This is a genomic window from Flavobacterium sp., assembly GCF_028689845.1.
Taxonomy (GTDB): Bacteria; Bacteroidota; Bacteroidia; order Flavobacteriales; family Flavobacteriaceae; genus Flavobacterium.
The window spans coordinates 25,445-49,111 of record NZ_JAQVCH010000005.1; the positions used below are offsets into that span (position 1 = coordinate 25,445).

Here is a 23,667-nt window from a genome sequence, read left to right on the forward strand (position 1 = left end):
GTGTTAATTGAAAATTAGTTTTGATTATGACTCTATTAGGATAATTGATAGTTAATTCAATCTAAAATCAACTTGTTTTTTTTCTAACTCGCTTAATAATTCATTTGAAATTTGAATTTTTAGTTTTCTGCTCGGCATTTGTAGTTGGTTCACCACTTTAATTTCTACCTTAGGTTCCTGAATTTCAACGTCTATTTCCTCTAGATTTTCCATATCTAAATCGTCTTCTTGAATGATTTCTATTGGTTTCAAGGCTATCTCGGTTTTTAGTTTTTCAAATTCCATTACCTCAAAAGTAACCGTTTGATTTCCTTGAAATTTTTTAAAAACAGCACTTAAATCAGCTATTAAATCTTCTTTTAAGGCTTTAATATCCATTTGGATTGTCAGTTTTTTAGCAAATTGTGGTAACACGTCTTGCAAATACTGTATTAATTGAAATTGAATTCGAGCGTCTCCTTTTTTACCTGTTTCCTTATTTGCCCAGCCTTCTTTGACTAGTATTTTGATGAAAGTAAAATTATTTTGAATTAAAAAATGTCTAAATTTTAAGTATTCTTCTCCATAAATTCTAAAATCATGACTTTCATCATAGCCTTCCAACGTAAACGAACCCCAACCTTTTCCGTTTTGCGAAACACGGTGTTGGACATTGGTGATAATTCCGCCAAAAGTTAAGTTTTTATTCACATGTTGTTCCAAGTTTTTAAGCTGTTCTAACTTTGAATTACAGAAATATTTCATCTCAAATCTAAAATCATCTAATGGGTGACCTGAAATATAAATCCCAACTACTTCTTTTTCTTTGGCTAGTTTTTCCATTGCATTCCATTCGTCACAAGGCGGAACTAATGGTTCTGGAATTTGCACTTCACTTGCTTCGCCAAACAAACTTACTTGTGCAGAATTTTCGTTTTCTTGAAATTTAGCTCCATAACGGATTGCTTTTTCTAAAAACGTAATCGCATCGCCTTCCTGAAGAAAATATTGAGCCCGATGTGTCATCGAAAAACAATCAAATCCGCCAGCCAAAGCTAAATTTTCAAATGCTTTTTTGTTGGCCGATCGCAAATCAATTCGTTTAGACAAATCAAAAATAGACTTATACGAGCCGTCTTTTTTTCTATTTTCCACAATCGTTTCCACTGCTCCTGCTCCAACTCCTTTAACGGCACCCATTCCAAAACGAATGGCTCCCTCATCATTTACCGTAAATTTATAAAACGATTCATTCACATCTGGACTTAAAACATTCATACCCATCCGTTTACATTCTTCCATAAAAAAGGAAACTTGCTTAATGTCGTTCATATTATTAGACAGCACGGCAGCCATATATTCTGCTGGATAATGTGCTTTTAAATAAGCCGTTTGATAACCAATCCAAGCATAACAGGTAGAGTGTGATTTGTTAAAAGCATATTGTGCGAAGGCTTCCCAATCTTTCCAAATTTTTTCTAATTTATCAGCTGCATGGCCTTTTTCTACCGCTTGATTAATGAACTTTGACTTCATTTTATCCAGCACTTCTTTTTGTTTTTTACCCATTGCTTTTCGAAGCACGTCAGCATCACCTTTTGAAAAACCGGCTAATTTTTGTGAAAGCAACATGACTTGCTCTTGATAAACGGTGATTCCGTAGGTCTCACCTAATAATTCTTCGCACGCTTCCAAATCATATTCAATGGCTTCTTCACCATTTTTTCGTCTTACGAAAGACGGAATATATTCTAATGGCCCTGGTCGATATAAAGCATTCATCGCAATTAAATCACCAAAAACAGTCGGTTTTAAATCTCGAAGGTATTTTTGCATCCCAACCGATTCATATTGAAAAATCCCAACTGTTTCGCCACGTTGAAACAATTCGTAGGTTTTTGCATCATCAATTGGAAAAGCATCAGGATCTAATTCTATACCACTTCGATATTTGATTAATTTGACAGTATCTTTAATTAAGGTCAGCGTTTTTAGACCTAAAAAGTCCATTTTGAGCAATCCGGCACTTTCTACAACCGAATTATCAAATTGTGTGACAAATAATTCAGAGTCTTTTGCAGTAGCTACCGGCACAAAATTGGTAATATCATCGGGTGTAATAATTACTCCACACGCGTGAATTCCTGTATTTCTTAGCGAACCTTCTAACACTTTGGCTTGTTGAATAGTTTCTCCAGCTAAGTCGCCTTCATTTGCAATTTCGATTAATTGCTTGATGTTTTCGAAATCATCCGAACGAACCGCTTTTTTTACCTCATCGATATTATCCGTCAAAAAACGAGCTAAACTCCATTTTGAAGGCATCATTGTTGGAATTAATTTGGCTAATTTATCTGCTTCAAAAAGAGGTAAATCCAACACACGAGCCGTATCTCGCAACGACGATTTAGTAGCCATTTTACCATAGGTAATGATTTGAGCCACTTGATTGGAACCGTACTTTTTAATTACATAATCCATGACGCGACTTCTTCCTTCATCATCAAAATCAATATCAATATCGGGCATGGAAACCCGGTCTGGATTAAGAAAACGCTCAAAAAGCAAATCGTATTCTAAAGGGTCAATATTGGTAATCCACAGACAATAGGCTACCACAGAACCCGCTGCTGAACCACGGCCAGGCCCAACCGAAACATCCATCGCTCGAGCGGCTGCAATAAAATCTTGTACAATTAAAAAGTAACCCGGATAACCTGTGTTTTCAATTGTTTTTAATTCAAAATCCAAGCGTTCTTGAATTTCAGGCGTTATTTCAGCGTAACGCTTCTTGGCTCCTTCGTAGGTTAAATGACGGAGATACGCATTTTCGCCTCTTTTTCCTTTATCTGTTTCATCTTCTAAAACTAAGAATTCATCTGGAATATCAAATTTTGGAAGTAAAACACCACGAGCTAAATCAAAAATTTCAATTTTATCAACGATTTCACTAATATTGGTAATTGCTTCGGGCAAATCGGCAAACAATTTTTTCATGTCTTCGCCCGATTTGAAGTAGTATTCCTGATTAGGCAATCCGTAACGGTAGCCTCGACCACGACCTATGGGTGTTGCTTGTTTTTCGCCATCCCGAACACACAATAAAATGTCGTGAGCATTCGCATTTTCTTTATCTATATAAAACACATTGTTGGTCGCCACCATTTTGACCTCATGTTTTCTGGCCAATGCAATGAGCGAGGTGTTTACGCGGTTTTCGTCTTCTTGATTGTGCCGCATTAACTCGATGTAAAAATCGTCGCCAAACTCTTTTTTCCACCAAAGCAGGGCTTCTTCTGCTTGATTTTCGCCTATGTTTAATAATTTATTGCTAATTTCTCCAGTTAAACTTCCCGATAATACAATAATATCTTCTTTATACTGTTGAATAACTTCTTTGTCAATTCGAGGAACATAATAAAACCCTTGCGTAAAGCCGATGGATGACATTTTAGCCAAATTATGATATCCTTTTTTATTCTTGGCTAACAAAACGACTTGATATCCGTTATCTTTTCGAGTTTTATCTTTGTGGTTTTCACAGACGTAAAATTCACAACCAACGATGGGTTTTAAAATTTTCTCTGTTGGCGTTTCTCCAGCATCTTCCGCTGCTTTATTTTTAGCTAAAACCGATTTGTTATGGTATAAAATATCGCGAACAAAATGAAAAGCACCCATCATATTACCGATATCGGTCATGGCAACGGCGGGCATCTTATTTTGAACGGCTGCTTTGACTAAATCGGCAACCGAAATAGTAGATTGCAAAACCGAAAACTGTGTATGGTTATGCAAATGCACAAAATCAACATCGGCGAGGGTTTTATGATTTTCTGCTAAGGTAACTTTTGAAACTTCATTTGGCTCTTGCTTTTGGAGCTGCAACCGGATGGCATTTGAAGCCTCTTTAAGGTTGATATGTTTTAATCCGATCAGTTGAATTTCTTTCGGATTTTGTTCATTAAAATTTTTAAAATAATCGGCAGGAACATCAAGCTCTTCTTTGGTAAAAATTTGACGTTTAATCAATTCCAAAAAACATCTTGTCGTTGCTTCTACATCGGCTGTCGCATTGTGAGCTTCTGCGAAAGGTTGATTAAAAAGATATTGATGCAACTCTGTTAGAGTTGGCAATTTGAATTTACCACCACGACCGCCGGGCAAACGAAGTAAATCTGCTGTAATTTCGGTACATGTATCTAAAATGGGCATAGAACTTAGGATTGAATCAACATTTAGCCGATGGAATTCACACCCCATGATATTGACATCAAAACCCACATTTTGTCCCACAATATATTTTGCTTTTCCAAGAGCAATATTGAATTTTTGAGCGACTTCTTGTAAAGAAATACCTTCTTTTTCTGCTAATTCAGTCGAAATACCGTGAATACGTTCAGCATCATATGGAATATTATAGCCATCTGGTTTCACCAAATAATCTTCGTGTTCCAGTAGATTTCCCATTTCGTCGTGCAATTGCCATGCAATTTGTATACAACGAGGCCAATTGTTGGTGTCGGTAATTGGAGCATCCCATCGTTTGGGTAATCCTGTCGTTTCGGTGTCGAATATTAAATACATATTGAAAAAATTAAAAAAGAAATCTCAGGTTTTTAATTCCAAAAAGGAAAATCAAATCTCGATAAATAAGTGGAAAATCTAAATTAGCGAGGTTTTCAAAAGTACATTTTTGAATAGAAATTTTCAAGTTTAGTTATTAACATTGAAATTTTAATCAATAAAAAATGAGTTTAGACCTATTTTAATTTAATTCAAATAAAATAAACTTATCTAAAGACTTGTAAACATTTGAAAAACAAAAATTTAACATAAAAAAGTAAGAAAAAGTTTGTTACTGTGTTTTTTTTTATAAATTTACTACGGATATCCAAATAACCTAGTTTATTCTTTGAATTTTAAAATCTTAAAAAAAGGTAACTTTAGGATTTTTTTTAAAAAAAATGCAAAAAACTTACATAATATTATTTTTTTATTTAATCATATTTCCTGTAAATGCACAGTTCAACTATGAACGTTCATGGGGAACATATTATGGAGACGAAATGGTACAATACAGATCAAGTTGTATTGATGCTATAGGAAATCTCTATATAGTTGGTTCTATTTCAAAACTAGATGAAAATTTATTTCCTTTATCAACACCAAATTCACATCAGCCAATTTATGGTGGTGGAGAAAAAGATGGATTTATAGTAAAATTTAACCCAGAAGGCAACTTAGTATGGTCAACTTATTTCGGTGGAAATGATTCAGATTATATTGGTGACATTTTAATAATACGAAATGATATTTACATCATTGGTGAAACTCAAAGCACAAACGGAATAGCCACATCAAATGCCTACCAATTAGAATTAAACAACACTCGAAATCATTTTATTTCAAAATTTAATATTGATGGTGAAATTATTTGGAGCACCTATTTTGGAAGTTCAAGCCCACAAAACTCAATAATCATTAATGACAGATCAAAAACAGTTGGACTTACGGCAGATGAAGATGAAAACATTTACTTTTACAGTAATATACAAACTGATAATTTAAGTACAAATGGTGTGTTTCAAGAAAACAGAGCAGATAGTCGTTTTTTACTATCTAAATTCACTGGCGAAGGTCAGCGAATTTGGTCAACTTATTATGGCGTAAATGCTTCTCAAATTTCATCAATAGCTTCAACATCAACTGGTATAATAGTTGCTGGGCAAAGTGTTGATTGCCCACCTTTTTTTCAACCAAATACATACTTTGCAACAATTAATGCTCACCAAATAAACCCAGGAAGTTGTTCTGACGCTTTTATTTCAAAGTTTTCATTTGATGGACAACGTATCTGGAGTACATATTATGGCGGGACAAGTAATGAATGGACATGGTCCTATTCAGGAGAAATATTAGCTATAAATAATTCTATATATTTAGGGAGCATTACTTCAAGCAACAATAATATTACTACTCCTAACTCTTTTCAACCGGAAAAAGACCCAGGAACGTCCCATTTTTTAGTCAAATTTAATGATGAAGGTGAACGAGTTTGGGGTACTTATGTTGGCAAGCAACCTAACGCAAGTGGCTTTACTGGTTTTGAGATGACGAGTTTTTTAACAAGTGATAACGAAAGTAACATTTTACTATCTGGAAGCACAGTTTCAAGTGTAAACATAGCAACTTTAGGAAGCTATCAAGAAAATATTACCTCTAGTTCAGATAATTTTGTAATTAAATTTACACCCGAAGGCAATCGCCTTTGGGGCACTTATTATGGAGGTTTAAGCCCTGATTTTTTTGGACAGACACAATGGTTCGATAACTCTTTTTATTTGATAGGAAGCTCTAAAAGCCAAACCATGATTAGTACTCCAAACGCTTATCAACCAAATTACATAAGTAATAACCTCGGATATAGTATGGATTATTCTAATATTTCTATGGCTAAATTCGATCCTATTCCATTAAGTACTAACGTAAATAATCAAAATCCATTTGTAATCTATCCCAACCCAACTGATGGTAAATTTGAAATTCAACTAACAAAATCTACTTCTTCAAATTTTGACATTGAAATACACAACAATTTAGGTCAACTCATTTTAAGTCAAAAAAATACTTCACAAAGAGCGTTTTACTTAAAAGATGTTGCTCATGGTTTGTATTTTGTCAAGATAAAATCAGAAGAAGGGATTGCTGTGGAAAAAATGATAGTTAAATAAAAAACCATCCTGAATTCTCAGAATGGTTTTTGTAAATCTATTAAGAAAAAATACTAGTATCTTCCTCCACCACCACCACGGCTGTTTCCACCACCGCTGTAGCCACCGCCACCACGACTGTTTCCACCACCGTTATAACCACCACCACCATTACCGCCTGAACGGTTATTGTTGAAGGTTCTTCTTTCTCCTTCTGGTTTTGGTTCCGATTTGTTTACAACAATAGCACGACCTTGAACAGTAGCTCCGTTCAATTCATCAATTGCTTTAGACGCTTCTTCGTCATTTGGCATTTCAACAAAACCAAATCCTTTACTTCTTCCAGTAAATTTATCAGTTATTACTTTTACAGAGTCAACTGCTCCATAAGCCTCGAAAGACTCTCTTAAATCTGCTTCCTCAATACTGAAAGGAAGACTTCCTACAAAAATGTTCATATTAAAAATATTAATTGATACAAAGGTAAGCGAATTTATTTGTAAACTACTATAAATGTGTGTTTTATTTCAACTAAACAACAATAAATTATAAAAAGCCATCTCGTACTGAACAAGATGGCTTTTAAAATTGGGATAAATTTAGGTTAATCAGCTAATCCAATAACGGGTACTTTATAAAAAACACCTTGATTAAAATTGATTAGTTCTCCGCCTAACGGATTATTTTCATCGTTCACGGCATTAAATCTAAAATTACCCGAAACAGTACCTTTATCAGAATCAAATTCAGTAATTACAATTTGACCACTACCACCGATGTCTTTTCCGGTTTGATACGTAAGCACCGTGTCTTCATAATTCTGTTCAAAAGTAGCGTAGCGAGCATTACTATTGCCCAACACATAGGTTCCTTTGTTTTTTGACGAGGTGTGCAGGACAATTGTTTGCAGTCGGGCCAAACCTGTAATCGTCAATCCGCCGTTTTCATCTAAAACAGCTTTAGAGTCAATGGCTCGCCAAAACACATTGTCTAATTTACCTTGCATTGCGGGCGTATTGAATGAAGTGTCATCCTCACAAGAAACAAAAACTAAAGCAAGTAATAGGATAGAAACTATTTTTTTCATTTTAAAAAAAGTAAAGTTTAAATAATAAGCTAGATTTGAAACACAAAAATAGTTTTTCTTTACAATAAAGCACTTTGTTTTTTGTTAAAAACGAAGAAAATTAGAACAATTATACCGTTTTTACATTTTTTTACAGCATAGGCTTTAATTTCAAAAAAAAGAATTACATTTGCACCCTTAATTAACAGAGGTCGAGAACCTCACAATTTAATCATACGATTATGCCAGTAAAAATTAGATTACAAAGACACGGTAAAAAAGGAAAACCTTTTTTCTGGATTGTGGCTGCTGATTCAAGAGCCAAAAGAGATGGTAAATTCTTAGACAAAATCGGAACTTACAATCCAAACACTAACCCAGCTACTATTGATTTAAACTTGGACAGTGCTGTTAAATGGTTACACAACGGAGCTCAACCAACCGATACTGCAAGAGCGATTCTTTCTTATAAAGGAGCGTTATTAAAACATCATTTAGATGGTGGTGTTAATAAAGGTGCTTTAACACAAGAGCAAGCAGATGCTAAATTAGCAGCTTGGTTAGATGAAAAGACTGGAAAAGTTACTTCTAAAAAAGAAGGCTTAACAAAAGCACAAGAAAAAGCGAGAGTTGAAGCTTTAAAAGCTGAAAAAGTAGCGAATGAGAAACGTGCTGCAGCAGCTGCTGATGCCTTGAAAGTTGATGAAGTTGTTGAAGAAACTACTGAAGAAGTTGCTGAAGTAGCTGCTGAGGAAACTCCGGCTGTTGAAGAAGCTCCTGCAGCTGAAGAAACAAGCGAAGAAAAAGAAGCTTAATCTCTGGCGATAATGCGTAAAGAAGAATGTTTCTATCTAGGCAAAATCGCTAAAAAATTTAGTTTCAAAGGGGAAGTTTTAGTCTATTTAGACACAGATGAACCCGATTTATATGAAAATATGGAATCAGTTTTTGTTGAATTAAACAAAAATTTGGTTCCATTTTTTATTATAGAATCCTCCTTGCACAAAAATGATTTTTTACGCGTTAAATTTGAAGACGTCGAAACAGAAGCCGATGCAGATGCCATTATGGGAAGTGAACTTTACCTTCCTTTATCTTTTTTGCCCAAATTGACTGGCGATAAGTTTTATTACCATGAAGTCATTGACTTTGAATTAGAAGACCAACGTTTGGGGATTGTGGGAAAAATTGTTTCTATCAATGATTCTACCGCACAACCTTTATTTGAAGTTTTAAACGGCGAAGTAGAAATGCTAGTTCCGATGATTGATCAATTTTTAGTGAAAATTGATAGAGAAAACAAAAAAGTCGTGATGGATTTGCCGGAAGGGCTTATTGAGATGTATTTTTAAAGTTTTTAGTAATTAGTGACTAGTAGTTCGTTGGCAGTCAGTAAATAATTCTAAAATCAAAAAGCGTTAATCTTCAATCAAAAATCATATGTTTTCATTCAAAAAATTTAGCGTAAAACAAGATAAATGTGCCATGAAAGTGGGCACTGACTCTGTTATGCTTGGTGCTTGGTGTCCAATTGAAAATAATCCCAAATCCATATTAGATATTGGAGCAGGAACTGGAATTTTAGCCTTAATGCTAGCTCAACGCACACAAGCACAACAAATTGATGCTGTTGAAATTGACGAAGACGCTTACGAACAATGTGTAGAAAACTTTGAAAACTCACCTTGGAGCGATAGATTATTTTGCTATCATGCTGGATTAGACGAACTAGTTCAAGACCCAGAAGATGAATATGATATTATTATTTCCAATCCTCCTTTTTATTCTGAGGATTTTAAAACCGATAATCCTCAAAGAGATTTGGCACGTTTTCAAGATGCTTTGCCTTTTGAAGACTTAGTTGAAGCTGCTGCTTTATTATTATCAGAAAATGGCCTTTTTGCAGTTGTCATTCCTTATAAAGAAGAAGAACGGCTTATTGATTTGTGTGCCGAATTTGAACTTTATCCAGTAAAAGTGACACGTGTAAAAGGCTCGCACACTACCCCAATTGTTAGAAGTTTATTGGCTTTCAAACGTTATGAACTATCTGTTTTAACTGCCGATGAATTGGTTGTTGAAATTAATCGTCATGAATATACAGATGATTATATTAATTTGACGAAGGATTTTTATTTGAAGATGTAAGTCATTTCCAGTAATCAAATTCTTAAAAATATAACAATCGTTCATTGATTTGTTACATTTCTTTGTGTAAATTTGCAAACGATTTCGTTATGAAGATTTTATACAAATAATAAGATTGCATCGCTTCACTGCGTTGCATTCGCAATGACAATACTATGAGACCAGATTTATTTCAAGCTCCTGATTATTACAACCTTGATGACTTACTTACAGAAGAACACAAATTAGTTCGTGATTCTGCCCGTGCATGGGTAAAGAGAGAAGTTTCTCCAATTATAGAAGAGTATGCTCAACGAGCAGAATTTCCAAAACAAATTATTAAAGGTTTGGGTGAAATTGGTGGCTTTGGCCCTTATATTCCAGAAGAATATGGTGGTGCTGGATTAGACCAAATTTCGTATGGTTTGATTATGCAAGAGATTGAACGCGGTGATTCTGGTGTTCGTTCCACTTCATCGGTACAATCATCGTTAGTGATGTATCCCATTTGGAAGTTTGGAACAGAAGAACAACGTATGAAATTTTTACCAAAACTTTCCACAGGAGAATTTATGGGCTGTTTCGGATTAACGGAGCCAGATCATGGTTCAAATCCAAGCGGCATGACGACTAACTTCAAAGACATGGGCGACCATTATTTGTTGAATGGTGCAAAAATGTGGATTTCTAATGCTCCTTTTGCTGATGTTGCGGTAGTTTGGGCAAAAAACGAAGAAGGAAGAATTCACGGTTTGATTGTTGAGCGTGGCATGGAAGGCTTTACAACACCAGAAACGCACAACAAATGGTCCTTACGGGCCTCGGCTACAGGAGAATTAATTTTTGATAATGTAAAAATTCCGAAAGAAAACTTATTACCAGGAAAATCAGGCCTTGGAGCTCCGATGATGTGCTTAGATTCAGCTAGATACGGAATTGCTTGGGGTGCGATTGGAGCGGCTATGGATTGCTATGATACCGCTTTGCGTTATGCAAAAGAACGAATTCAATTTGACAAACCCATTGCTGGTTTTCAATTACAACAAAAAAAGTTAGCCGAAATGATTACCGAAATTACTAAAGCACAGTTGTTAACTTGGCGTTTAGGTGTTTTGAGAAATGAAGGAAAAGCAACTACTGCTCAAATTTCAATGGCCAAAAGAAACAATGTAGACATGGCCATTCACATTGCACGAGAAGCAAGACAAATACTTGGCGGAATGGGAATTACAGGCGAATATTCTATTATGCGACACAGTATGAATTTGGAATCTGTCATTACCTATGAAGGAACGCACGATATTCATTTATTAATTACTGGTGCCGATATTACCGGGATTCCAGCATTTAAATAAGATAAAACAATATATAAAATTGATATAAAAAGCTTCTCTTCATCGGGAAGCTTTTTTACATTTGTATAAACTATACCTGCACAATTTTCGTATCTATTAAAAAATACACCATGAATTCTAAGCACATTCTATCGCTTTTAGAACCTTACCAAGAGAAACTACTCAACCATTCGTTGTATAATCAATTAAAAACAATTGATGATTTACATCTTTTTTTGGAGAATCACGTCTTTGCCGTTTGGGATTATATGTCGCTTCTTAAAGCATTACAAAACAAATTAACAGGTACAACTTTGCCGTGGATGCCCGTTGGAAACCCTTCGATTCGTTATTTAATCAATGAGATTGTATTGACAGAAGAAACAGATTTGTCACTCGATAAATATCGCCAAAGCCATTATGAGATGTATGTGGATGCCATGCAACAATGTGGAGCAAATTCTGCGTTAATTGCCGAATTTCTTGAAGAAGTAGAAAGCACTAAAAACATATTCGTTTCTATTAAAAGAAGCAAGCTACATTCTGAATTAAAAGCTTTTTTAGATTTTACCTTTCGGGTTATTGAACAAGGTGAATCACATGAAATTGCTGCTGCTTTTACTTTTGGAAGAGAAAATTTAATTCCGTTACGATTCACTGAAATTCTAAAGAATTTTCAAGTTGCTTTTCCTGAAACCGATTTGTCTAAACTCATTTATTATTTTGAACGACAAAGCGAATTAGAGACCAAAGAACGAAAAGGCTTGGCTATGAAAATGACAGAAGAGCTTTGTGGTGAAGACGAACGAAAATGGGATGCTGTTGCTTCGGTTGCAGTGGATGCTTTGGAAAAAAGAATAAACCTTTGGAATGCAATTGAAGAAATGATTCTTCAACCAGAATTAAGTTTTTAATTATGAGAAATCCACTATTCCTTTTATTATTTTCTACTCTTTTATTGTTGACTAATTGCAGCAATGAGGACAATTCGAGTAATTTGATTCTACCTATTACGGTAAAAAAAATAAAACTATTGGCTTTAGGCGATAGTTATACCATAGGACAAAGTGTTTGTGAAACGTGTCGATTTCCAGTTCAACTCCAAGATAGTTTGCGAAATAGCATAAAGGAAGATGAACAAATTGATTTGCGGATAATTGCCCAAACTGGGTGGACTACTTCCAATTTAAAGTCGGCTATAGCCAATGAAAATCTAAAATCAGAATTTGATTTTGTGACGCTCTTAATTGGTGTGAACAATCAGTATCAAAACAAACCTTTTTCGGTTTATGAAACTGAATTCCCAGAATTATTACAAACTGCCATTCAATTGGCCAAAGGAAATTCCAATCGCGTTATGGTGGTTTCAATTCCCGATTATGCTTTTACGCCGTTTGGTCAAAGCAATTCAAATCCAACTACCATCAGTAATCAATTAATTAATTACAATCAGTTTGCAAAAAACCATGCAGAATCACTTGGCGTTAGTTTTGTAAACATTACCGACATCACACAATTAGGTTTAGAACAACCAAATTTAGTTGCATCAGACGGTTTACATCCTTCCGAATTAGCGTATTCAAAATTTGTGGAACGTATTTTACCGATTGCAAAAGTAAAATTAGGCTTGTAATTTATTGTGCTGGAGCGATTTCAATTTCTAACCCTTCTAAATCTTCTGTTAGATGAATTTGACAGCCTAATCGGCTATTCTCTTTTACATGATAGGCTTCTGAGAGCATTGCTTCTTCATCATCATTGCGTTCAGTTTGAAGAACATCGTTTAAAACATAGCATTGACACGAGGCACACATAGCCATTCCGCCGCAAACACCAACGGTTCCTTCTTCTGCTAATTCATACATTCGAATTAACTCCATCACATTTAGGTTCATGTCTGTTGGAGCTTGAACTTCGTGAAGTTGTCCGTTTCTATCGGTGATTTTTATGGTAATGTCTGTCATTATTCAATAGATTTAACCACTGCTTTCTCCGCTTCTTTTCGAGTTCCATCAAATCCATCTACTCCAGAAACAGTTGTATATTTAAGGACGTATTTTTTTCCAGGATTTAATCGGGCATAGATGCTTTGACACATCAAAGTTGCTTCATGAAAACCACATAAAATTAATTTTAATTTTCCGGGGTATATATTCACATCGCCAATGGCATAAATTCCTTCAATATTAGTTTGATAATCCAAGGCATTGTTCACTTTAATTGCATTTTTTTCGATTTCTAATCCCCAATTGGCAATAGAGCCCAATTTAGGAGTCAAACCAAATAAAGGAATAAAGAAATCGGTTTCAAGAATTTCTTGCTGACCATCTCTTTCAATCGTGATGGCGTTGAGATGGGTTTCGCCATGCAAGGCCAATACTTCTGCTGGAGTAATTAAATTAACCAAACCCAGTTTTTTATATTCTTGTAATTTTTCAACAGAGTCTAGTGCTCCTCTAAATTCATTTCTTCTATGAATTAAGGTGACTTCTGAAGCAACATCTGCTAGGAAAATACTCCAATCTAAAGCAGAATCGCCACCGCCAGCAATCACGATTTTTTTATCTCTAAATAATTCTGGATCTTTTACAAAATATTCAACTCCTTTTTCTTCGTATTTTGATAAATTTTCTAGGATTGGTTTACGTGGTTCAAACGTTCCTAATCCTCCTGCAATGGCTACCGCTTTGGCTTGGTGTTTTGTGCCCTTATTTGTCGTTACGATAAAACTACCATCGTCTAATTTATCAATCGTTTCAGCCGTTTCGCCTAAGGTAAATCCAGGTTGAAACTGCTTAATTTGCTCCATTAAATTAGTGACCAAATCACCTGCAAGTACTTCTGGATAACCCGGAATATCATAAATAGGTTTTTTTGGATATAGTTCCGCTAACTGCCCGCCGGGTTGCGGAAGTGCGTCAATTAAATGACATTTTAATTTTAAAAGGCCTGCTTCAAATACAGCAAAAAGGCCCGTAGGGCCAGCTCCAATAATTAGTATATCGGTTTGTATCATTGTTTACGCTATAAGTATATTTTATCCTTCAAAATTAAGTTGGTTTCTCGGGTTAGAATATGATTTATATCAGTTTTAATAATTTTATTATAAGCTTCTGAAAATTAGATTATTCGGAAACATTTTCAACGGTTTCGATTTGTGGGAGATACTTTTTAATGGTCGTTTCTACCCCAGCTTTCAGCGTCATTTGATTGACACTACATCCAACGCAAGCTCCTTCAAGTCTTACTTTCACGTGCTTTCCGTCAATCACATCTATAAGCGAGATATCGCCTCCATCTGATTGTAAAAAAGGTCGAATTTCGTTCAATGCTTTTTCGATTTCTAAATTAATTTGTTCTGCTGTCATTATTTTTTTCCTTTTACAGCTGAACAACCAGCCATTGTTGTTATTTTAATTGCTTCGCTTGGCGGCAAATTCTCATTTCTATCGACCACTTCTTGCACTACATTTCTAGCAATTTCTTTAAAAGCATCAACTGTTGGAGAAGCTTCTTGCATGGCATAGGGACGCCCAAAATCGCCTGCTTCGCGAATACTTTGCACTAACGGAATTTCACCAAGCAAAGGAACGTTTAAATCTTCGGCTAAATTTTTAGCTCCTTCTTTGCCAAAGATATAGTATTTATTATTTGGAAGTTCTTCTGGTGTAAAATAAGCCATGTTTTCGATAATTCCTAAAACTGGCACTTTGATTGCGTCAGATAGAAACATTGAAACTCCTTTTCTTGCATCGGCTAAGGCGACTGTTTGTGGTGTACTCACAACAACTGCTCCTGTTATTGGCAACGACTGCATAATAGAAAGATGAATATCACCTGTTCCTGGTGGCAAATCAATTAATAAAAAATCGAGTTGACCCCAATCTGCATCAAAAATCATTTGATTCAATGCTTTTGCAGCCATTGGTCCACGCCAAATAACAGCTTGATCTGGTTTTGTAAAGAAGCCGATTGAAAGAATTTTTATTTCATAACTTTCTACAGGTTTCATTTTGGACTTCCCGTCAATTTCTACAGAAATTGGTTTTTCGTTTTCTACATCAAACATGATTGGCATCGATGGACCATAAATATCGGCATCTAAAACACCAATACTGAAACCCATTTTTGCCAAAGTAACCGCAAGATTTGCTGTCACGGTCGACTTTCCAACACCTCCTTTTCCAGAAGCGATGGCTACAATATTGCTGATTCCAGGAATTGCTTTTCCTTTAATTAAATTAGGATTAGCCGCTTTTTCATTGGCAGCCGCTTGGGCATCAACTTTAATATTTACTTTAATTTTTGCTTTTTCATAAACCTTTTCATGAATGACTTTCATGATGTCTACTTCTGCTCTTTTTTTGATATGCAAAGCAGGTGTAGACAAAAGCACTTCTACAACAACCTCATCGCCAAAAGTGAGTACGTTTTGAATTGCTCCACTTTCAACCATATTTTTGCCTTCTCCAGCCACAGAAATTGATTCTAAGGCTTTCAAGATTTCTTTTCTATCTAATTTCATTATTATTCTGAATTTGTATGAGTATACTTTTTAGTATGATTCCTGTTTATTTAAACTGAATATGAATTGCAAAGATAGGGAGAAGTTTAGTAGTTATAAAGCAACAAAGTTTAAAGTTTTCTTATAATTGAAGTAGGATAATTTATGATATTTGAAGTGGTAACTCATACTCTTTATACGAACAACTAAAACGATTTTTTTTAACATTTTAAAACGGATTAAACACTAAAAATCGGGTTTCCAAAAATGGTTTTCAAAATCAACAATTTGATTGTTAACCACTTCAATTCCCTCTGATTCTAATAGTTGTTGCATTAAATTGGCGCCCTCAAAATGATGTTTTCCGGACAACAAACCTTTTCGATTCACAACACGATGAGCGGGAACATCTTCTAAATTATGGGAAGCATTCAGTGCCCAACCAACCATTCTTGCAGAACGAGCGGTGCCCAATGCTTTTGCGATAGCACCATAGGAAGTCACGCGTCCGTAAGGTATTTGGCGAACAAGGATATAAACACGTTCAAAGAAATTCTCTCCCATATTTATCTTTAGTCTTTCATAACGATCTTAAACAAAGTTATTAAAGTTACGATTCCCGTAATTGTTCCAATAATATAATTGATGTTTTTGGCGATAAAAGAATTGTCGTGATCTCGTTTTTTGAAAAATGAAATATAGGCTAAAAAGATTAAAAAGGCAGCCACAGCAGCACCTGTTGAAAAAGCATAAATAAAATAATTATCAAAATAAAAATAGTGATAAGAGGCCAAAGTCACACTGATAAAAACGTAATATGGAATTGGAAATAAATTTAAAGAAGAGAGTAAGATGCCCATGAAAAACCGACTAGATTTACTTCGCATTTTGATTTCTTCCTTCTTTTTTGGATTTTTCATCTTTTTTCCACTCCAAAAAAAGTAAAGCGTAAGCAAAAAGAAAAGTACAAATCCAATTTCTTGCAAAAGCACTTTGATGTCGGCTCTGTTATCTATAAAACGGGCAAATAGAATCGCAACTAACGTTTGAAAAAAAACCACCAGTGATGCTCCAAATGCGAACCAAACCGCACGATTTTTTCCGTCACGCATTCCTACTTTGGCTGCTGTCAAATTCAGTAAACCAGGCAAAGCAGTGCCTACTGCAGCAGCTGAAAATCCGAGTAAAATAGGTAAAGTAACATTCATTCAATCTGTTTTTAATGACAAACGAGTCGGTTATTTAATTCGAAATTGGATATACGTTATTGGTTTGTCTTGAGCTAAATATTGTTTTTCATAAAACGTTTGAATCGCCGTTACTACCGCAGGAGAGCCTTCGTTTTTATACACATTGTGGTTTGCATAAATGACTTCATGTCCTTCACCATGTAACAATCCGAGTGTATAGCCATGCATAAATTCGCTATCCGTTTTTAAATTCATGATTCCGTTTGGTTTCAGAATTTTTTTATAGCGTTGTAAAAATTCGGTATTCGTCATCCGATGTTTCGTTCGCTTATATTTAATTTGGGGGTCGGGAAAGGTAATCCAAATTTCATCTATTTCTTGTTCGGCAAAACAATACTCAATTAATTCAATTTGTGTGCGAAGAAATCCGACATTATGCAAACCGTTTTCTACAGCTGTTTTTGCTCCACGCCAAAAACGGGCTCCTTTGATATCGATTCCGATAAAATTTTTATCGGGAAAGCGTTCTGCCAATCCAACCGAATATTCTCCTTTGCCACATCCCAACTCTAAAATAATTGGATTATCATTTTTAAAAAAGTCTTTATTCCAATTGCCTTTCCATTTAAAATTACCTTCTACCACTTCTTCTCGAGTTGGTTCTAGCACATTTTGAAAAGATTCATTTTCTTTAAAACGCTTTAATTTATTCTTACTTCCCACTACTATTTAATTTTTTTGTAAAATTAGGGAAATATACTTAATCAAAAATAGTGTACTTTTACTTTTATTAATGAGTTATCAAAAGGTGGAAAATAATCATTTAAAAATATTAGTTGCTCCATTAAATTGGGGACTTGGTCACGCTACACGTTGCATTCCTATTATTGAAGCACTTTTGACCGAGGGATTTGAACCCATTATTGCCTCTGACGGGATAGCCTTGCAAATTTTAAAGAAAGAATTTCCATCACTGCTTTTTTTAGAATTGCCCTCGTATCAAATTGAATATCCTGCAAAAGGAGCTTCTTTTAAATGGAAAATGATAAAGAACAGTCCCAAAATGTTTGAAGCCATTTACCAAGAAAGACAGTTGGTGAAAAAATGGGTGAAAAAATATCAATTGAGCGGCTTAATTTCAGATAATCGGTTAGGGGTTTATTCTAAAAAGATTCCTTCGGTTTTTATCACGCATCAATTAAATGTTTTATCGGGAAACACGAGTTGGATTTCGAGTAAGCTGCATCAGTTTATCATCAAAAAATACATGGAATGCTGGGTGCCAGACCATAAAGAATTTCCGAATTTATCAGGAAAACTAGGCCATTTAGAGCATCCGCATTTTAAAATCAATTACATTGGAGCAATAAGTCGTTTTAATAAGATAGATCTTCCTAAAAAATATGATTTGATGGTCATTTTATCGGGACCAGAACCTCAACGAACTTTATTAGAAAACCGTTTGTTCAAAGAAATAAAAAGATATAAAAAAGAAGTGGTTTTCATCAAAGGTTTGGTGGAAACGGAGCAAAAAGTAGAACAAATAGAAAATGTAACTTTTTATAATTTCATGACCTCCTCGCAATTAGAACGAACGTTTAATGAAAGCGAACTGGTGTTATCCCGTTCAGGCTATACGACCGTGATGGATTTAGCAAAACTGGGCAAAAAAGCGTTTTTTATTCCTACTCCGGGTCAGTTTGAACAAGAATATTTAGCCAAGAAATACAAAAAAGAAGGATTCATACCAATGGCCAAACAAGATAAATTTATTATTGAAAACTTAGCCGAAATTGAGCTCTATAAAGGATTACCACAGTATGAGGAAAGTCCAGATTGGAAGAAATTATTTTTGCTTTTCGAGTGTGAATGAGAATTCAGATCCCATGCCAAATTGACTTTCGACATATATTTTTTCACGATGTGCTTCAATAATGTGTTTCACGATAGCCAAACCTAATCCGGAACCACCTTCAGACCGAGCTCCACTTTTATCAATTCGATAAAAACGTTCAAATAATCGCGGAATATGTTGTTTTTGAACCCCTTCCCCATTATCGGTAATTCGAATAATTACTTTTTTGTTGACAAAAGACTCTATACTAACCTCTGTTGTGCCGCCGTTTCTTCCGTATCTAATGGAGTTCATAATTAAATTGGTTACAACTTGCTGAATTTTATCCTTATCGGCCTTGACAAAAATTGGATTGCTATATTTAGAATCGAATGTTAGCGTGATTCGTTTATTTGCCGCACCCATTTCTAATAATTCAAATACATTTTTTATTACTTCTACGATATCAAAAATAGTATATTCTAAATTTAAATCGCCCGTTTCCAATTTGGTGATTAAATCTAAATCTTTGACAATATAGATAAGCCGTTCAACACCTTTTTCTGCTCGTTCTAAGTATTTTTTACGAAGCACTTTGTCGTTTGCAGCACCATCTATTAACGTAGAAATATATCCTTGAACCGTAAATAAAGGTGTTTTTAATTCGTGCGAAATGTTTCCCAAAAACTCGCGTCGGTATTCTTCACGAACTTTTAAAGTTTCTATTTCTAATTTTTTATCGGTAGCAAATTTTTTGACTTCCTTGGTCAACGTGGCCATATCGGTAGTGATGGGTTGGCTGCGAAAAGTAGTAGAATCTAACAGTGATACATCATCGTATATTTTTTTAACCCGACGATAAATAAAGCGTTCCACCCGATATTGTAGCACAAAAAAAGAAAAGATAAAAATAGCTGAAGAAAATCCAAAAACTAAATAATAATTCAGCTCTCCAAAAAAATAGAGTGTTACTAGTAAAAATCCAAACGAAAAAAAAGCAATATATAAAGCTGATTTTACTGCAAATTTGTATGTTTTTTTAAAATTAACGGCCATAACAAATGGTTTTTTCTAAAGCGATTCAAAGGTATAGTAATTAATCATTTAAATAAATGAAATGCTTAAATTTCAAATTTATAGCCTACTCCTTTAATAGTTTTAAAAAATTCATCTCCAATTTTTTCTCTAAGCTTACGGATGTGTACGTCGATGGTTCTACCACCAACAATAACTTCATTTCCCCAAACTTTATCTAAAATTTCTTCGCGTTTAAAAACTTTTCCAGGTTTAGACGCTAATAAATAGAATAATTCAAATTCTTTTCGTGGTAAAATAATTTCTTTTTCATCTTGAATAATTTTATACTCCTCCCGATTTATTTCGATGTTTCCTACAATTAGCACATCTTTATTTTGCTCATCTTCTTTTAAACGTCGCAATAATGCTTTGACTTTACTAACTAAAACTTTAGGTTTAATCGGTTTAGCAATATAGTCATCTGCACCTGCCTCAAATCCAGCTACTTGAGAATAATCTTCGCTTCGAGCAGTTAGAAAAGCGATAATGACATGACTTAATTCAGGTATTCGCCTTATATTTTCACAGGCTTCCATACCATCCATTTCGGGCATCATCACATCCAAAATTATTAAATGAGGCAACTCTTTTTTAGCTTTTAGAATGGCTTCTTTACCATTTGAAGCAGTACTTATTTGATAGCCTTCTTGAGCTAGATTATAACCTACAATTTCTAATATATCTTGCTCATCATCAACCAATAAGATTTTAATATCTTTTTTTTTCATGCTTTCTAATTTGTGCATTTGTATTGTAATGATGTTGTAAAGATAAAGATAATACAAAATCAAATACGCTCTTAACTATAATTTAATCTCATAACCTTTTAATAACCTACTTGTATCAAAATCATAACGAGGAGATAACCTGAGCTTTACAAGTTCAAGGCTATTTTTGCACCAAAATTAAAACCATCAAAATGAATTTTAAAATTGTATTTCTTTTCTTAATCAGTTGTACGCTAACATTTGCTCAAAAAGGAACTGTTACTGGTACTTTAACCGATAAAGATATGAATAACGAACCTCTTCCTTTTGCGAATGCTTTTTTAAAAGGAACCCCTTCAGGAACTACTACTGATGAAAATGGTGTTTATGAATTTTCTGCAGAGCCAGGGAATTATATATTGTCTTTAAGTTTTTTAGGTTACGAAACAATTGAAGTGTCAATTGTTGTAAAAGCAAATGAAACTATTACTGTTAATAAAGCATTAACAGCTGGTGGCGGATTTATGTTAAGCGATGTAGTGGTTGAAACAACTACAAGTAAGGAACGTGAAAGTGCCTTGTTAATTGACCAAAAAATTTCAGTTGATATTAAACAAAGCATTGGTGCACAAGAAATGTCACGAAAAGGAATTAGTGATGTGTCTTCTGCAGTGACAAAAACAACAGGAATCACAAAACAAGAAGGTTCTGGAAACATTTTTGTGCGAGGTTTAGGAGATCGTTACAATTCTTCCACAATGAACGGACTACCAATTCCATCAAATAATCCAGAAAAAAAGAATATCAATTTGGATATATTTTCAACCGATATTTTGGAATATGTTTCGATCGACAAAGTGTACAACAGTAAATTATATGGAGATTTTGCTGGAGGAAATATTGATATTATTTCTAAAGATTTTAGCGGGAAACAGTACATTAAATTAGATGTCGAGTCTAAAATCAATAGTAATGCGATTAGTGAAAACAATTTTACATTACAAAACGGCCCATCTGGAAGTGGTTTTACAACTTATGCAATACCAAACAATCCTTTAACAGAATACAACTATAATTCTTTAGGTTTAGATAAAAAATCGCCAATTGCTAGTTCTTTTGGAATCTCGGGAGGTAAATCATTTCAAGTTGGCGAAGTGAGTAGATTGAACTTTTTTGCCACTGCATCATTTAGCAATCAATATTCTGCTATTGCGGATGGATCTGCAAAAGGTGGTGTGAATGAAGCTGGAGTTATCAATAAAGATTTTGAAGAATTTGTTTCCTTAGGATATACTACAAATACAACCCTAATGGGGAATTTAGGTTATAAAATCAATAGCTCTAATAAAATCAATTTCAATTCGGTTTATGTCAACTCTTCTTCACAAACAAAAGAAGAATATTCTGGTCTTATTGTAGATATAGCCAATGACGGAAATGGATTAATTAGACGTTCAACTTATGTGAAGAATAACTTATTTATCAATCAGCTTATAGGTGAACATAAATTTAATGAACGCACAAAGTTAAATTGGGCTGCAGCCTTGAATAAGGTGCAAGGCGACATGCCAGACCGAACACAAAATATCTTTCGAAAAGAAACAAACGGTTATGTTTTATCTAATATTTCTGCACCAGACAATCACCGTTATTTTCAGTATTTAGAAGAAAATGAAACTGTTGGAAATGCTTCTTTAGAATATAAATTCGACAAAAAAGAATTTATCTACAAAGGAAAATTCACTTTTGGATATAATGGCCGATATAAAACCAGAGATTTTGAAGCAACTCAATTCAATTTCAAGTCAAATACAGGTTTTACAAATACGATTGTTGACCCAGATAATTTAGATGCATTTTATAACCAAGAAAATCTTAGCAATGGTTATTTTTCTATTGCAACATTCAGAGGAAATTCTCAAGTAAGCAATGCCTTAGCTCCGCAGACATATGATGGAGAATTATTGATTCACGGGGCTTTTTTAAATACAGAGTATAAATTCGAAAAACTTACCGCATTAGTTGGATTACGAGGAGAATATATTTTTCAGAGTGTCAAATGGAATACGCAATTAGAACCAAGTGGCGGAAAAGACGAGCTAGAAAAAATTGCTTTTTTACCAAGTTTAACAATGAAGTATGAGCTTAATGAAAAACAAAATCTTCGTTTAGGATTTAGCAAAACCTATACGTTACCACAATTTAAGGAAAGAGCCTTATTTGTTTATGAAGAAGTAACTGAGGTAAAGGTTGGTAATCCTGATTTGTATGCTTCAGATGATTATAATTTCGATTTAAAATGGGAATTATTCCCTAAAAATGAAGAAGTTGTTTCTGTTACAGGATTTGGAAAATACATCTTAAATCCAATGAATGAAGTTACTATTTCTTCTTCAACAAATGATATTTCATTTATAAACACAGGTGATTTTGGCTATGTGGCTGGTGCCGAAGTTGAATTAAGAAAATTACTTTTTGAAGTAGAAGGAACTAATTCTCAAAAATTATCCGGCGGATTAAATGCTTCTTATTTATACAGCAATCAAGAGTTAAATACCCTTAAAGTTATTAAAGAAACAGATTACAACGTTGTATTCACTAATGAAGAGGGTAAATTTACAGGAGCTTCCGACTTACTATTAAATGCAGATGTTACTTTTATAACAGAATGGAATGAAAAAGAAAGTAATTTTTCAAGCACAATAGCTTATGCCTATTTTTCTGACAGAGTTTATGCTATTGGAACAAACGGTCGCGGTGATTTAGTTGACAAAGCTTTTGGTTCACTAGACTTTGTGGCAAAATCAAAATTAACAAAGAATCTAGGCGTGAATTTCATTGCTAGAAATTTGCTTGACCCAACAATCAATAGAGTACAGGAAAATAGTTCTGGGGATATTAATGTTTTGACTTATAAAAAAGGATTAAACTTTAATTTAAGCATTAGTTATCAATTTTAAAAAAATAGGATATCTGTTATAAGAGTGATTTCGATCACTCTTTTGCTTTTATAGAATCCGAACATTCGAAACATTGCCTTAATACAATGAGCTACTTTCTTAAAATAAGTTTGACATTCGCTTAACTTTTAACCAATACTAGTAACCCATCTTTGCACAAATAAACAACACAAAAA

General features: G+C 34.3%; 21 protein-coding genes. 9 read left to right on the forward strand and 12 right to left on the reverse strand.

Annotation, left to right across the window (positions count from 1 at the left end):
* Window positions 1-51: 51 nt before the first annotated feature.
* On the reverse strand, window positions 52-4,566 hold the full coding sequence (gene dnaE / locus PHR76_RS03300; RefSeq protein WP_300058537.1) for a DNA polymerase III subunit alpha: 4,515 nt from the start codon (window positions 4,564-4,566) through the stop codon (window positions 52-54).
* Window positions 4,567-4,946: 380 nt separating this feature from the next.
* Between dnaE and PHR76_RS03305 the strand changes: the two genes are divergently transcribed.
* A complete protein-coding gene (locus PHR76_RS03305; RefSeq protein WP_300058539.1) occupies window positions 4,947-6,713 on the forward strand; it encodes a T9SS type A sorting domain-containing protein in 1,767 nt (588 codons plus the stop codon).
* A 53-nt stretch (window positions 6,714-6,766) separates the two neighbouring features.
* On the opposite strand, the gene PHR76_RS03310 is transcribed toward PHR76_RS03305, so the two are convergent.
* Together PHR76_RS03310 and PHR76_RS03315 are read right to left on the reverse strand one after the other, a co-directional pair.
* The gene (locus PHR76_RS03310; protein WP_300058541.1) at window positions 6,767-7,150 is read right to left on the reverse strand and encodes an RNA-binding protein; all 384 of its coding nucleotides are present in this window, start codon (window positions 7,148-7,150) and stop codon (window positions 6,767-6,769) included.
* 146 nt (window positions 7,151-7,296) lie between these two features.
* Window positions 7,297-7,779 (reverse strand): DUF6252 family protein, encoded by a 483-nt coding sequence (locus PHR76_RS03315; protein ID WP_300058543.1) that lies wholly within the window; start codon window positions 7,777-7,779, stop codon window positions 7,297-7,299.
* Window positions 7,780-8,000: 221 nt separating this feature from the next.
* Between PHR76_RS03315 and PHR76_RS03320 the strand changes: the two genes are divergently transcribed.
* The 6 genes from PHR76_RS03320 (at window position 8,001) to PHR76_RS03345 (ending at window position 12,852) form a co-directional block, all read left to right on the forward strand.
* The gene (locus PHR76_RS03320) at window positions 8,001-8,573 is read left to right on the forward strand and encodes a 30S ribosomal protein S16 (protein WP_300058545.1); all 573 of its coding nucleotides are present in this window, start codon (window positions 8,001-8,003) and stop codon (window positions 8,571-8,573) included.
* A gap of 12 nt (window positions 8,574-8,585) precedes the next feature.
* The gene (rimM, locus tag PHR76_RS03325; protein WP_300058547.1) at window positions 8,586-9,110 is read left to right on the forward strand and encodes a ribosome maturation factor RimM; all 525 of its coding nucleotides are present in this window, start codon (window positions 8,586-8,588) and stop codon (window positions 9,108-9,110) included.
* An 88-nt stretch (window positions 9,111-9,198) separates the two neighbouring features.
* On the forward strand, window positions 9,199-9,906 hold the full coding sequence (locus tag PHR76_RS03330; protein WP_300058549.1) for a methyltransferase: 708 nt from the start codon (window positions 9,199-9,201) through the stop codon (window positions 9,904-9,906).
* A 155-nt stretch (window positions 9,907-10,061) separates the two neighbouring features.
* Entirely contained in the window at window positions 10,062-11,240 is a 1,179-nt protein-coding gene (locus PHR76_RS03335) for an acyl-CoA dehydrogenase family protein (protein ID WP_300058551.1), read from the forward strand.
* Between the two features lie 110 nt (window positions 11,241-11,350).
* Window positions 11,351-12,133, forward strand: coding sequence for a DUF3050 domain-containing protein (locus tag PHR76_RS03340; RefSeq protein ID WP_300058553.1), 783 nt, complete (start codon window positions 11,351-11,353; stop codon window positions 12,131-12,133).
* Between the two features lie 2 nt (window positions 12,134-12,135).
* The gene (locus PHR76_RS03345) at window positions 12,136-12,852 is read left to right on the forward strand and encodes an SGNH/GDSL hydrolase family protein (protein ID WP_300058554.1); all 717 of its coding nucleotides are present in this window, start codon (window positions 12,136-12,138) and stop codon (window positions 12,850-12,852) included.
* A 1-nt stretch (window position 12,853) separates the two neighbouring features.
* Here the strand turns inward: PHR76_RS03345 and PHR76_RS03350 are convergent, their stop codons facing one another.
* The 7 genes from PHR76_RS03350 to trmB all read right to left on the reverse strand — a co-directional run bounded on the left by PHR76_RS03350 (window position 12,854) and on the right by trmB (window position 17,636).
* Complete coding sequence (locus PHR76_RS03350) at window positions 12,854-13,183, reverse strand: 2Fe-2S iron-sulfur cluster-binding protein (protein ID WP_300058556.1); 330 nt, start codon at window positions 13,181-13,183, stop codon at window positions 12,854-12,856.
* The gene (locus PHR76_RS03355; protein WP_300058558.1) at window positions 13,183-14,235 is read right to left on the reverse strand and encodes an NAD(P)/FAD-dependent oxidoreductase; all 1,053 of its coding nucleotides are present in this window, start codon (window positions 14,233-14,235) and stop codon (window positions 13,183-13,185) included. The genes PHR76_RS03350 and PHR76_RS03355 overlap by 1 nt, the downstream gene beginning before the upstream one ends.
* 109 nt (window positions 14,236-14,344) lie before the next feature.
* Entirely contained in the window at window positions 14,345-14,587 is a 243-nt protein-coding gene (locus PHR76_RS03360; RefSeq protein ID WP_300058560.1) for a NifU family protein, read from the reverse strand.
* Entirely contained in the window at window positions 14,587-15,744 is a 1,158-nt protein-coding gene (locus tag PHR76_RS03365; protein WP_300058562.1) for an Mrp/NBP35 family ATP-binding protein, read from the reverse strand. The genes PHR76_RS03360 and PHR76_RS03365 overlap by 1 nt, the downstream gene beginning before the upstream one ends.
* Before the next feature lie 225 nt (window positions 15,745-15,969).
* Window positions 15,970-16,287, reverse strand: a complete 318-nt coding sequence (locus PHR76_RS03370) for an MGMT family protein (RefSeq protein ID WP_300058564.1) — start codon at window positions 16,285-16,287, stop codon at window positions 15,970-15,972.
* A gap of 8 nt (window positions 16,288-16,295) precedes the next feature.
* Window positions 16,296-16,931 (reverse strand): LysE family transporter, encoded by a 636-nt coding sequence (locus tag PHR76_RS03375; protein ID WP_300058566.1) that lies wholly within the window; start codon window positions 16,929-16,931, stop codon window positions 16,296-16,298.
* Between the two features lie 30 nt (window positions 16,932-16,961).
* Window positions 16,962-17,636, reverse strand: coding sequence for a tRNA (guanosine(46)-N7)-methyltransferase TrmB (gene trmB, locus PHR76_RS03380; RefSeq protein ID WP_300058567.1), 675 nt, complete (start codon window positions 17,634-17,636; stop codon window positions 16,962-16,964).
* Window positions 17,637-17,706: 70 nt separating this feature from the next.
* On the opposite strand from trmB, the gene PHR76_RS03385 reads away from it, so the two are divergent.
* The gene (locus tag PHR76_RS03385) at window positions 17,707-18,786 is read left to right on the forward strand and encodes a glycosyltransferase (RefSeq protein ID WP_300058569.1); all 1,080 of its coding nucleotides are present in this window, start codon (window positions 17,707-17,709) and stop codon (window positions 18,784-18,786) included.
* Here PHR76_RS03385 and PHR76_RS03390 read toward each other — a convergent pair.
* Window positions 18,760-19,803, reverse strand: a complete 1,044-nt coding sequence (locus PHR76_RS03390) for an ATP-binding protein (protein ID WP_300058571.1) — start codon at window positions 19,801-19,803, stop codon at window positions 18,760-18,762. The two genes, PHR76_RS03385 and PHR76_RS03390, sit on opposite strands and share 27 nt — an antisense overlap.
* A 65-nt stretch (window positions 19,804-19,868) precedes the next feature.
* The gene (locus PHR76_RS03395) at window positions 19,869-20,552 is read right to left on the reverse strand and encodes a response regulator transcription factor (RefSeq protein WP_300058573.1); all 684 of its coding nucleotides are present in this window, start codon (window positions 20,550-20,552) and stop codon (window positions 19,869-19,871) included.
* Between the two features lie 191 nt (window positions 20,553-20,743).
* On the opposite strand from PHR76_RS03395, the gene PHR76_RS03400 reads away from it, so the two are divergent.
* Window positions 20,744-23,491, forward strand: a complete 2,748-nt coding sequence (locus PHR76_RS03400; RefSeq protein WP_300058574.1) for a TonB-dependent receptor — start codon at window positions 20,744-20,746, stop codon at window positions 23,489-23,491.
* Window positions 23,492-23,667 lie beyond the last annotated feature (176 nt).

Excerpts from the sequence above, each read along its gene's own strand:
- PHR76_RS03320 (WP_300058545.1), top strand. The coding sequence starts at position 8,001 with ATGCCAGTAAAAATTAGATTACAAAGACACGGTAAAAAAGGAAAACCT.
- PHR76_RS03375 (WP_300058566.1), bottom strand. The coding sequence starts at position 16,931 with ATGAATGTTACTTTACCTATTTTACTCGGATTTTCAGCTGCTGCAGTA.
- PHR76_RS03400 (WP_300058574.1), top strand. The coding sequence starts at position 20,744 with ATGAATTTTAAAATTGTATTTCTTTTCTTAATCAGTTGTACGCTAACA.
- dnaE (WP_300058537.1), bottom strand. The coding sequence starts at position 4,566 with ATGTATTTAATATTCGACACCGAAACGACAGGATTACCCAAACGATGG.
- PHR76_RS03385 (WP_300058569.1), top strand. The coding sequence starts at position 17,707 with ATGAGTTATCAAAAGGTGGAAAATAATCATTTAAAAATATTAGTTGCT.
- PHR76_RS03340 (WP_300058553.1), top strand. The coding sequence starts at position 11,351 with ATGAATTCTAAGCACATTCTATCGCTTTTAGAACCTTACCAAGAGAAA.
- PHR76_RS03335 (WP_300058551.1), top strand. The coding sequence starts at position 10,062 with ATGAGACCAGATTTATTTCAAGCTCCTGATTATTACAACCTTGATGAC.
- rimM (WP_300058547.1), top strand. The coding sequence starts at position 8,586 with ATGCGTAAAGAAGAATGTTTCTATCTAGGCAAAATCGCTAAAAAATTT.
- PHR76_RS03370 (WP_300058564.1), bottom strand. The coding sequence starts at position 16,287 with ATGGGAGAGAATTTCTTTGAACGTGTTTATATCCTTGTTCGCCAAATA.
- PHR76_RS03310 (WP_300058541.1), bottom strand. The coding sequence starts at position 7,150 with ATGAACATTTTTGTAGGAAGTCTTCCTTTCAGTATTGAGGAAGCAGAT.
- PHR76_RS03345 (WP_300058554.1), top strand. The coding sequence starts at position 12,136 with ATGAGAAATCCACTATTCCTTTTATTATTTTCTACTCTTTTATTGTTG.
- PHR76_RS03390 (WP_300058571.1), bottom strand. The coding sequence starts at position 19,803 with ATGGCCGTTAATTTTAAAAAAACATACAAATTTGCAGTAAAATCAGCT.
- PHR76_RS03315 (WP_300058543.1), bottom strand. The coding sequence starts at position 7,779 with ATGAAAAAAATAGTTTCTATCCTATTACTTGCTTTAGTTTTTGTTTCT.
- PHR76_RS03350 (WP_300058556.1), bottom strand. The coding sequence starts at position 13,183 with ATGACAGACATTACCATAAAAATCACCGATAGAAACGGACAACTTCAC.
- PHR76_RS03305 (WP_300058539.1), top strand. The coding sequence starts at position 4,947 with ATGCAAAAAACTTACATAATATTATTTTTTTATTTAATCATATTTCCT.
- PHR76_RS03355 (WP_300058558.1), bottom strand. The coding sequence starts at position 14,235 with ATGATACAAACCGATATACTAATTATTGGAGCTGGCCCTACGGGCCTT.
- PHR76_RS03365 (WP_300058562.1), bottom strand. The coding sequence starts at position 15,744 with ATGAAATTAGATAGAAAAGAAATCTTGAAAGCCTTAGAATCAATTTCT.
- PHR76_RS03330 (WP_300058549.1), top strand. The coding sequence starts at position 9,199 with ATGTTTTCATTCAAAAAATTTAGCGTAAAACAAGATAAATGTGCCATG.
- PHR76_RS03360 (WP_300058560.1), bottom strand. The coding sequence starts at position 14,587 with ATGACAGCAGAACAAATTAATTTAGAAATCGAAAAAGCATTGAACGAA.
- PHR76_RS03395 (WP_300058573.1), bottom strand. The coding sequence starts at position 20,552 with ATGAAAAAAAAAGATATTAAAATCTTATTGGTTGATGATGAGCAAGAT.